Origin of the sequence: Microbacterium sp. B35-04, from assembly GCF_010634885.1 — a bacterium.
In the GTDB taxonomy this organism is placed as follows: Bacteria; Actinomycetota; Actinomycetes; order Actinomycetales; family Microbacteriaceae; genus Microbacterium.
On sequence record NZ_MWLP01000126.1, the window covers coordinates 1 to 7,769 of the forward strand.

A 7,769-nucleotide genomic window follows, 5' to 3' on the forward strand; every position below is an offset into this window, starting at 1 on the left:
GGCGACCGTTCGCGGCGGGTGCGACCGCCCCATCGCCGGTGTCAGTCACGCGTGAGCTTGCGGTAGGCGGTGCGGTGCGGGCGTGCCGCGTCGGCGCCGAGACGCTCGATCTTGTTGGCCTCGTAGGCCTCGAAGTTGCCCTCGAACCAGTACCACTTGTCGGGGTCCTCGTCGGTGCCCTCGTAGGCGAGGATGTGGGTCGCGATGCGGTCCAGGAACCACCGGTCGTGCGTGATGACCACCGCGCAGCCCGGGAACTCGAGCAGGGCGTTCTCGAGAGACTGGAGCGTCTCCACATCCAGGTCGTTGGTCGGCTCGTCGAGGAGCAGCAGGTTTCCGCCCTCCTTGAGGGTCAGCGCGAGGTTGAGGCGATTGCGCTCACCACCCGACAGCACGCCCGCCTTCTTCTGCTGGTCGGGTCCCTTGAAGCCGAACTTCGACACGTACGCGCGCGACGGGATCTCGGTCTTGCCGACCGTGATGATGTCGAGGCCGTCCGACACGACCTCCCACAGGGTCTTGTTCGGGTCGATGTTCGAGCGCGACTGGTCGACGTAGCTGATCTTGACCGTCTCGCCGATCTTGAGATCTCCGCCATCGAGCGGCTCGAGGCCGACGATCGTCTTGAAGAGCGTCGTCTTTCCGACACCGTTCGGGCCGATGACGCCCACGATGCCGTTCGGCGGCAGGCTGAAGCTCAGGCCGTCGATGAGCGAGCGGCCGTCGAAGCCCTTCTGGAGCTTCTTCGCCTCGATGACGATGCTGCCCAGGCGCGGCCCCGGCGGGATCGTGATCTCCTCGAAGTCGAGCTTGCGCGTGCGGTCGGCTTCGGACGCCATCTCCTCGTAGCGGGCCAGGCGCGCCTTGGACTTCGCCTGACGACCCTTCGCGTTCGATCGCACCCAGTCCAGTTCCTCGGCGAGACGCTTGGCGAGCTTCGCGTCCTTCTTGCCCTGGATCGCGAGACGCTCGCCCTTCTTCTCGAGGTAGGTCGAGTAGTTGCCCTCGTACCCGATGAGACGGCCCCGGTCGACTTCGGCGATCCACTCGGCGACGTTGTCGAGGAAGTACCGGTCGTGGGTGATCGCGATCACGGCGCCGGGGTACTTCTGCAGGTGCTGCTCGAGCCAGAGCACGCTCTCGGCGTCGAGGTGGTTCGTGGGCTCGTCGAGCAGGAGCAGGTCGGGCTTCTGCAGCAGCAGCTTGGTGAGCGCGACGCGGCGCTTCTCACCGCCCGACAGCGGGCCGATCTCGGCCTCGCCCGGAGGGGTGCGCAGCGCATCCATCGCCTGCTCGAGCTGGGAGTCGAGGTCCCACGCGTCGGCGGCGTCGATCTCCTCCTGCAGCACTCCCATCTCGGCCAGGAGCGCATCGAAGTCTGCATCGGGATCGGCCATCAGCCCCGAGATCTCGTTGAAGCGGTCGACCTTCGCCTTGATCGCGATGCCGTCCTGGATGTTCTCCAGCACGGTCTTGGTCTCGTCGAGTTCAGGCTCCTGCATCAGGATGCCGACGCTGAATCCGGGACTCAGCTTCGCCTCGCCGTTCGACGGCGTGTCGAGGCCTGCCATGATCTTCAGGATCGTCGACTTGCCGGCGCCGTTCGGGCCGACCATGCCGATCTTGGCGCCCGGAAGGAACGCCATGGTGACGTCGTCCAGGATCAGCTTGTCGCCGACGGCCTTGCGGGCTCGGACCATGGAGTAGATGTACTCAGCCATGCGGGTTTCTGCTCTCCTCGGACTTCAGACGTCAGCGTCTCAGCCTACCGGCCCTGTGGCAGACGGACTCCACGGTGGCGAGCGGCGGCCGCGGCCCGTCGAAGGATCGAGCGGCAGCGCCTCACCAGTCGATGGGTCGTGTCTCGCCGATGAGACAGGCTCCCTCGGCCAGCACCGGCATCACCACGGTGACGGGATTCCCGGTCTCCGGGCCGACCTGGCCGATCAGGCACTCGTCGCCCCAGCGCACGGCGAACTGGATGCTCTCGGCCGGGTTGCCGACCGTCGTCTGATCGTTCGTCACCTGCATCGCCGCCTTGTCGAACCCGGCTGCCGTCAGCGCGTCCACGTACGCTCGTCCGGCCGCTCGGTCCGATGACTCCCACACGGCGGCGGTCACCGACGTGAACAGGGGCAGATTGTCCGCCGCAGTGCCATCTGACACGAGGGCCGGTTCGGGTGCCGTCGTCGGTGCCGGCGTCGGAGCAGCGCCCGACTGATCGGGCGTCGATGTGATCGTCGGTGACGGCGTCGCGTCAGGAGTGGTCACGGGGGTGCATGCCGTCAACGCGCCGGCGAGCAGGATCGCTGCGAGCGCCAGCAAGGCACGACGCTGCCGGGCTTCAGAGCGAGCGCGGGGCGGGAGGTCTCGGGCCACGGAGAGAGTTTAGGGCCGCCGGCCCCGCGCAGGCTGAACGCTCAGAACGGCGTCTCGCCGCCGCCCGTCGATGAAGACACTCCCGACCCGGCACCGACCAGGAGCGGCTCGGTGCTCCCACCCTCGGTGCCCGACGGAGAAGCGTCGACACCGGGCGCCGCCCATGCGTCGTCCCCGGATCCCTGCGCCGCGTGGTCTGCGCCATCCGTCACGGCGACGTGCGAATCCTTCATGAACGTCGTCGTCCCCCACAGGAGATCGTGCCCGATCGCCTCGGCATCGATCTCGATCGCCGTCCCCCGACGAGTGCCGTTGTCCCATTCACGCAGACGCAGGCGACCGGTCAGGATGACGCGATCGCCCTTCTGCAGCGATCGGTACGCGTGATCGGCCAGCGTGCGGAAGGCCGACACCGTGTACCAGTTCGTGCCGGCGTCGGACCATGCCCCTGCCTCGCGGTCGTAGCGCCGCTGGCCGCTCGCGACGCGGAACGTGGCGATCGCCACGCCGCTCGACGTCCGCTTCAACTCCGGAGGTGTGGCCACGTTGCCCGTGATCGTGATCGTGTCGCCTCTGTCACTCATGTCGTGTCCCATCTGTCGTCCCGGGGACCTTCCCCGGTGGTACCGCCGGCGCCCCGTGCCCGAGGACGCCGGCGGTGGGATCAGCCTGCCGGGCAGAGGCCGCGCCCAGTCCGAACCGGCGGCGATCTGGGGACAGCTCGAGCGAACCGTCACCTGGGGAGGAATCGCCGGAGACCGCCCGCCCGGACGATGTCGGAAGCCGTAGTTATGTTCGAGCGGAAGGAGGAACCATGACCACCGTCATCGAAGCTCGATCAGCCGGCACGCCGACACTCACCTCGCACTCGCGCGTGCGCCTCGTCGCCGCGGCCCCTTCGCTGTGGCGCGTGCTGGACCGCGCCGGCATCGTCATCGGCCATCTGCAGCAGGTGCCGCATGCCGGCGACATCCGCTTCCGGGCACGCCGCTTCCACAGGCCCTCGCAGGCTTTCCGCGACATCGGCGAGTTCTGGAGCGCCGACGAGGCGGTCGAGTGCCTGCGACTCGCGCGATGAGCCGAGCCGCCCGCACGGGCGGAATCAGATGACGGAGCCGACCCGCTCCACGAGCGAAGACGGCGCACCCGCCCGCACCGCCGCCCAGACCTCGCCGAGCACGCTCGCGGCCCGCACCATCTCTTCGGGCGGCGCGGTGAACGGCACCCGCAGATGGCGTTCGTGTCCGCCCTCCACCGAGAACCGCGGCCCCGCGCTGAGCAGGAGCCCGTGTGATCGCGCCTCCATGACGAGCGCGGAGCTGAGGGGTGAGGCCAGCTCGATCCACAGCGAGACTCCCCCGTGCACGACCGGGATATCCCACGACGGCAGCACCGACCGCAGCGTGTCCACCAGCGCGTCGCGCCCCGCGCGGAGCAGCTGCGAGCGCTGCAGGACGATCTCGTCAAAGTGGGCGAGGAGGCGGGTGGCGATCGCCTGCTCGAACTCGGGTGTTCCGAGGTCGTGTGCCGGCCGCGCCGCAACCAGTCGGCCGATCAGTTCACCGTCGGCACGCACCCAGCCGAGGCGCAGCCCTCCCCACACCGTCTTGCCCAGCGAGCCGATCCGGACCACGGTCCCGGGCTCGGCTGAGTCGAAGCCCGGCGCGAGCACGCCGCGGTCGATGTCGAGATCCGCTGTCGTCTCGTCGAGCACCAGCACCGAGCCCGAACGCTCCCCCGCAGCGAGCAGAGCCTGCCGCTCGTGCGCCGTCATGCTGCGTCCGGTCGGATTCTGGAAGTCGGGCATGAGGTATGCCATCACGGGCAACGTGCGCGCGAACGCCTGCTCGGCGCGATCGACGTCCCACCCGTCATCCGTCGTCACCGGGACGCCGACGAGTCGCGCTCCCGCGCGGCGCAGCGCGTCCGCGGCGTGCGGATAGGTGGGCGTCTCGACGAGGACGCGGTCACCGCGACCGATCAGCACCGACGACACGAGATGGATCGCACTCTGCGCACCGGTCGTCACGAGCACCTCGTCCGGATGCGTCGGGACGCCCCGTTCGGTGTAACGGCGCGCAATGGCCTCGCGAAGCTCGATGCGCCCGAGCACGTCGTAGCCCACGCGTGAGACCAGCGCCGATGCGTTCGCGGCCGTCTGTGTCATGATCCCGGCGAGGCCGGGCCACGCGGGCGGACTGGCCTGCTGAAGATCGATCATGCCGTCCACCGCCTCGACCCGGCCGGGGTCCCGGCGCCTCAGCGGCAGTGTCACGCTGCCCGATCCGCGAAGGCTTGCGATGTGGGCGGTCTCGCGGAGGCTGCGGTAAGCCGCCGCGACGGTGCTGCGACTCACGTGCAGGGCAACGGCCAGCTCTCTCTCGGCGGGCAGTGTCGTTCGCGGCGCCAGCCGGTTGTCCAGACACAGCAGACGGATGCCGTCGGCCAATGCTTCGTACGCAGGCTCCCTCGTGCGCCATCCGCCCAGCGACTGAGCCAGCGCGCGCGCCGACATCCGCGAATCCATGGGAGCCATGATAGTCATATTGGACTGCACCCGACATGCCAATCATGAGATTGGATGGATGGATGCCACGCCGAATCGTCCAACTGCTCGTCGGTCTCTTCCTTTACGGGGCCGGCTGCGCCCTGACAGTCGAGGCGGGCCTCGGCGTCGACCCGTGGACCGTCTTCGCCCAGGGTCTGTCCGTGCGAACGGAGATCGGAATCGGCTGGATCACCAACATCGTCGGCTTCTTCGTGCTGCTGCTGTGGATCCCGCTGCGCCAGAAGCCCGGCATCGGCACGATCGCGAACATCCTCCTCGTCGGCACCAGCATGCAGATCGTGCTCGACCTCATCCCGCCGATGACGGGTTTCGTCGCACAGCTGGCGACGCTGCTGGCCGGCATCCTGCTCGTCGCGCTCGCGTCCGGTCTCTACATCGGGGCGCGCTTCGGTCCCGGCCCCCGTGACGGCCTGATGACCGGTCTGAACGCGCGACTGGGCTGGCCGATCTGGCTCTGTCGAGCGCTGGTCGAGCTGTCAGTGCTGCTCGTGGGCTGGCTGCTCGGCGGCACGGTCGGCATAGGAACGGTGCTCTTCGCGGTGCTGATCGGCCCGCTCGTCCACGTCGCCCTGCCGCTGTTCGACACGCGCCGCAAGACAGAAGCCGTCTCGCACCAGCCGGCGTGAAGCGTCCAGCGGGAGAACAACAAGTCCCCCCCGCGAGGTCGCTCAGTGCTCGCGGAACTGAGGCCAGTCGCTTCCGGGCGCCATCCGCGAATGCAGCGCGCTCTTGGCGATCTCCATCGTGGGGTACGTCCCTGCGACGTGATCGGCCCCCGCCATCGTGACGGTGTAGCCGTCGTCGTCCTTGCGGATGCTTCCGGCGACGCCTGATCCGCCGTAGGCGATCCAGAGCGCGTGGTGCGTCTGTGCGGTGCTCATGGTGAACTCCTTTCGATGCCTCCGATGCCGACGCTACGCCGAGCCCGGGACAAGCGCCAGCGTCCGCGACCGCGTGGCGCGACCCGGTAGTGTGGAAACACCCTTCCCTCCGTAGCTCAGGGGACAGAGCGAGCGGTTTCTACCCGCAAGGTCGGGGGTTCGAATCCTCCCGGAGGGGCTGACGGGACCGGCGTGAGAGCTGGAACCCTGGTTCAGGCCCATGGGATGTCTGAACTTGCGACAAGGATGGAGCGCATGGTGGGTGCATCCGAGAACGATCGTCTGGTGTGGATCGACTGCGAGATGACGGGCCTCGATCTGGGCGTCGACGAGTTGGTGGAGATCGCCGTCGTCGTCACCGACTTCGAGTTGCGGGCGCTCGACCCCGGTTTCGACGTCGTGATCAAGCCTGACGACTCGGCGATGGCGAACATGAACGAGTTCGTGACCAACATGCATCGCTCGTCCGGCCTCCTGGACGAGATCCCCCACGGCGTGAGCCTGGCGGATGCCGAGTTCCAGGTTCTCGAGTACATCCAGCGCTTCGTCCCCCTCGAGGGCAAAGCGCCCCTCGCGGGCAACACCATCGGCACCGACCGGATGTTCCTGGCGAAGTACATGCCGCGTGTCGACCGCTGGCTGCACTACCGGAACGTCGACGTGTCGAGCATCAAGGAGCTCTCGCGCCGCTGGTACCCCCGCGCGTACATCCACGCGCCGGCGAAGGACGGCGGCCACCGCGCCCTCGCCGACATCGTCGAGTCGATCCGCGAGCTCGCCTACTACCGCCAGGCGGTGTTCGTCCCCGAGCCCGGCCCGACGAGCGACGGCGCGCGCGCAGCAGCGGCCGCCGTCGTGTCGTCGTTTGCCCCAGAGGTGTGAGAGAATCGTTGGGTTGCCCGCTCAGGCGGGAGACATGGTGGGTATAGCTCAGTTGGTAGAGCGCTGGCTTGTGGTGCCGGATGTCGCGGGTTCGAGTCCCGTTACTCACCCCAATTCCTTCGAAATGGGGCGCGTCTCACGCGCCCCATTCGCGTAGAAGCGGGGCATCATGATGGAGATGGATGCCGCGACGTTCGAGCAGCTGGTGACCGACGAGCTGGACGCGCTCCCCGACGACATGGTGGAGGGCCTCGACAACGTCGTCTTCGTCGTCGAGGACCGCCCGGAGGACGGCAGCCTCGACCTGCTGGGGCTGTATGACGGGTGGGCGCTGACAGAACGCGAGCGCTACGGTGTGGGAGAGCTGCCCGACCGCATCATCGTCTATCGCGAGCCGCACCTGGCGACGTGCGACGACGAGGATGAGCTGCGCGATGAGGTGCACACGACGTTGGTGCACGAGATCGCCCACTTCTACGGGATCGACGACGCCCGTCTGCACGAGCTGGGGTGGGCGTGATGACGCCGGTGGCCACTCCCACCGTGGACCATGAGGTCGACATCGCGGCGCGGATCGATCCTGTCCGTCCCTGGCAGACCGTCGTATGGGACGACCCCGTCAACCTCATGAGCTACGTCACCCATGTGTTCCGCGAGTACTTCGGCCTTCCCCGCGCCGAGGCGGAGCGTCTCATGCTCGCTGTGCACAACGAGGGCCACGCCGTGGTCGCCCAGGGTGCACGGGAGCAGATGGAACTGCATGCGCAGGCCATGCACGACTACGGCCTGTGGGCGACCGTGCGACAGGAGCCGTCATGAGCGGACGGACCGTAGCGATGGAGATCACCCGACTGGAGGCTGCGCACCTCGCGAGCCTGGTCGGGCAGTTCAGCGAGCTGCTCCGGGACTCGGCTCCCGAGGACGGCGATCCGGCGCTCGCCAGGCTCGTGCCCGCCGCCTATTCCGACGATGCAGAGGCAGCACGCGAGTTCCGCGCGCTGACCCAGTCAGACCTCCTCGATCGGCGGGCCGCCGACGCGGCCGTCGTCCTCGCCTCC

Annotated in this window: 11 protein-coding genes and 2 tRNA genes; 8 read left to right on the top strand and 5 right to left on the bottom strand. The window is 68.2% G+C overall.

Annotated features, from left to right (window positions below; all coding sequences use genetic code 11):
* Positions 1-41: 41 nt before the first annotated feature.
* The 3 genes from ettA to ssb form a co-directional block, all read right to left on the bottom strand.
* On the bottom strand, positions 42-1,721 hold the full coding sequence (gene ettA, locus B1729_RS19445; RefSeq protein ID WP_163617301.1) for an energy-dependent translational throttle protein EttA: 1,680 nt from the start codon (positions 1,719-1,721) through the stop codon (positions 42-44).
* A gap of 121 nt (positions 1,722-1,842) precedes the next feature.
* Positions 1,843-2,325: a hypothetical protein gene (locus B1729_RS20675; RefSeq protein WP_204260019.1), complete on the bottom strand. Its 483-nt coding sequence runs from the start codon at positions 2,323-2,325 to the stop codon at positions 1,843-1,845.
* A gap of 95 nt (positions 2,326-2,420) precedes the next feature.
* Positions 2,421-2,963, bottom strand: a complete 543-nt coding sequence (gene ssb, locus B1729_RS19455) for a single-stranded DNA-binding protein (protein WP_163617302.1) — start codon at positions 2,961-2,963, stop codon at positions 2,421-2,423.
* Positions 2,964-3,193: 230 nt separating this feature from the next.
* On the opposite strand from ssb, the gene B1729_RS19460 reads away from it, so the two are divergent.
* A complete protein-coding gene (locus tag B1729_RS19460; protein WP_163617303.1) occupies positions 3,194-3,457 on the top strand; it encodes a hypothetical protein in 264 nt (87 codons plus the stop codon).
* A 24-nt stretch (positions 3,458-3,481) separates the two neighbouring features.
* Here the strand turns inward: B1729_RS19460 and B1729_RS19465 are convergent, their stop codons facing one another.
* Positions 3,482-4,906 carry a PLP-dependent aminotransferase family protein gene (locus tag B1729_RS19465; RefSeq protein ID WP_163634462.1) on the bottom strand — a complete coding sequence of 475 codons (1,425 nt, stop codon included), beginning with the start codon at positions 4,904-4,906 and terminating at the stop codon, positions 3,482-3,484.
* 62 nt (positions 4,907-4,968) lie between these two features.
* Between B1729_RS19465 and B1729_RS19470 the strand changes: the two genes are divergently transcribed.
* Entirely contained in the window at positions 4,969-5,574 is a 606-nt protein-coding gene (locus B1729_RS19470; protein ID WP_163634464.1) for a hypothetical protein, read from the top strand.
* Between the two features lie 42 nt (positions 5,575-5,616).
* On the opposite strand, the gene B1729_RS19475 is transcribed toward B1729_RS19470, so the two are convergent.
* Positions 5,617-5,829, bottom strand: a complete 213-nt coding sequence (locus B1729_RS19475) for a methyltransferase (protein ID WP_163617306.1) — start codon at positions 5,827-5,829, stop codon at positions 5,617-5,619.
* A gap of 105 nt (positions 5,830-5,934) precedes the next feature.
* Here B1729_RS19475 and B1729_RS19480 point away from each other — a divergent pair.
* The 6 genes from B1729_RS19480 to B1729_RS19505 all read left to right on the top strand — a co-directional run.
* Positions 5,935-6,007: transfer RNA gene (locus tag B1729_RS19480), tRNA-Arg, on the top strand.
* A 77-nt stretch (positions 6,008-6,084) separates the two neighbouring features.
* Positions 6,085-6,711 (top strand): oligoribonuclease, encoded by a 627-nt coding sequence (orn, locus tag B1729_RS19485; protein ID WP_163617307.1) that lies wholly within the window; start codon positions 6,085-6,087, stop codon positions 6,709-6,711.
* A gap of 37 nt (positions 6,712-6,748) precedes the next feature.
* A tRNA-His gene (locus tag B1729_RS19490) sits at positions 6,749-6,824 on the top strand.
* Positions 6,825-6,880: 56 nt separating this feature from the next.
* The gene (locus tag B1729_RS19495) at positions 6,881-7,231 is read left to right on the top strand and encodes a metallopeptidase family protein (RefSeq protein WP_204260020.1); all 351 of its coding nucleotides are present in this window, start codon (positions 6,881-6,883) and stop codon (positions 7,229-7,231) included.
* Positions 7,231-7,530: an ATP-dependent Clp protease adapter ClpS gene (gene clpS, locus B1729_RS19500; protein ID WP_239539725.1), complete on the top strand. Its 300-nt coding sequence runs from the start codon at positions 7,231-7,233 to the stop codon at positions 7,528-7,530. Before B1729_RS19495 ends, clpS begins: the two co-directional genes overlap by 1 nt.
* A partial coding sequence (locus tag B1729_RS19505) for a DUF2017 family protein (RefSeq protein WP_239539726.1) occupies positions 7,527-7,769 on the top strand: 243 nt, incomplete at its 3' end. The genes clpS and B1729_RS19505, both read left to right, overlap by 4 nt.

What these genes read in the sequence shown, in the direction of transcription:
- ettA (WP_163617301.1), bottom strand. Translation starts at nt 1,721, where the DNA reads ATGGCTGAGTACATCTACTCCATGGTCCGAGCCCGCAAGGCCGTCGGC.
- ssb (WP_163617302.1), bottom strand. Translation starts at nt 2,963, where the DNA reads ATGAGTGACAGAGGCGACACGATCACGATCACGGGCAACGTGGCCACA.
- B1729_RS19460 (WP_163617303.1), top strand. Translation starts at nt 3,194, where the DNA reads ATGACCACCGTCATCGAAGCTCGATCAGCCGGCACGCCGACACTCACC.
- B1729_RS19465 (WP_163634462.1), bottom strand. Translation starts at nt 4,906, where the DNA reads ATGGATTCGCGGATGTCGGCGCGCGCGCTGGCTCAGTCGCTGGGCGGA.
- B1729_RS19470 (WP_163634464.1), top strand. Translation starts at nt 4,969, where the DNA reads ATGCCACGCCGAATCGTCCAACTGCTCGTCGGTCTCTTCCTTTACGGG.
- B1729_RS19475 (WP_163617306.1), bottom strand. Translation starts at nt 5,829, where the DNA reads ATGAGCACCGCACAGACGCACCACGCGCTCTGGATCGCCTACGGCGGA.
- orn (WP_163617307.1), top strand. Translation starts at nt 6,085, where the DNA reads ATGGTGGGTGCATCCGAGAACGATCGTCTGGTGTGGATCGACTGCGAG.
- B1729_RS19495 (WP_204260020.1), top strand. Translation starts at nt 6,881, where the DNA reads ATGATGGAGATGGATGCCGCGACGTTCGAGCAGCTGGTGACCGACGAG.
- clpS (WP_239539725.1), top strand. Translation starts at nt 7,231, where the DNA reads ATGACGCCGGTGGCCACTCCCACCGTGGACCATGAGGTCGACATCGCG.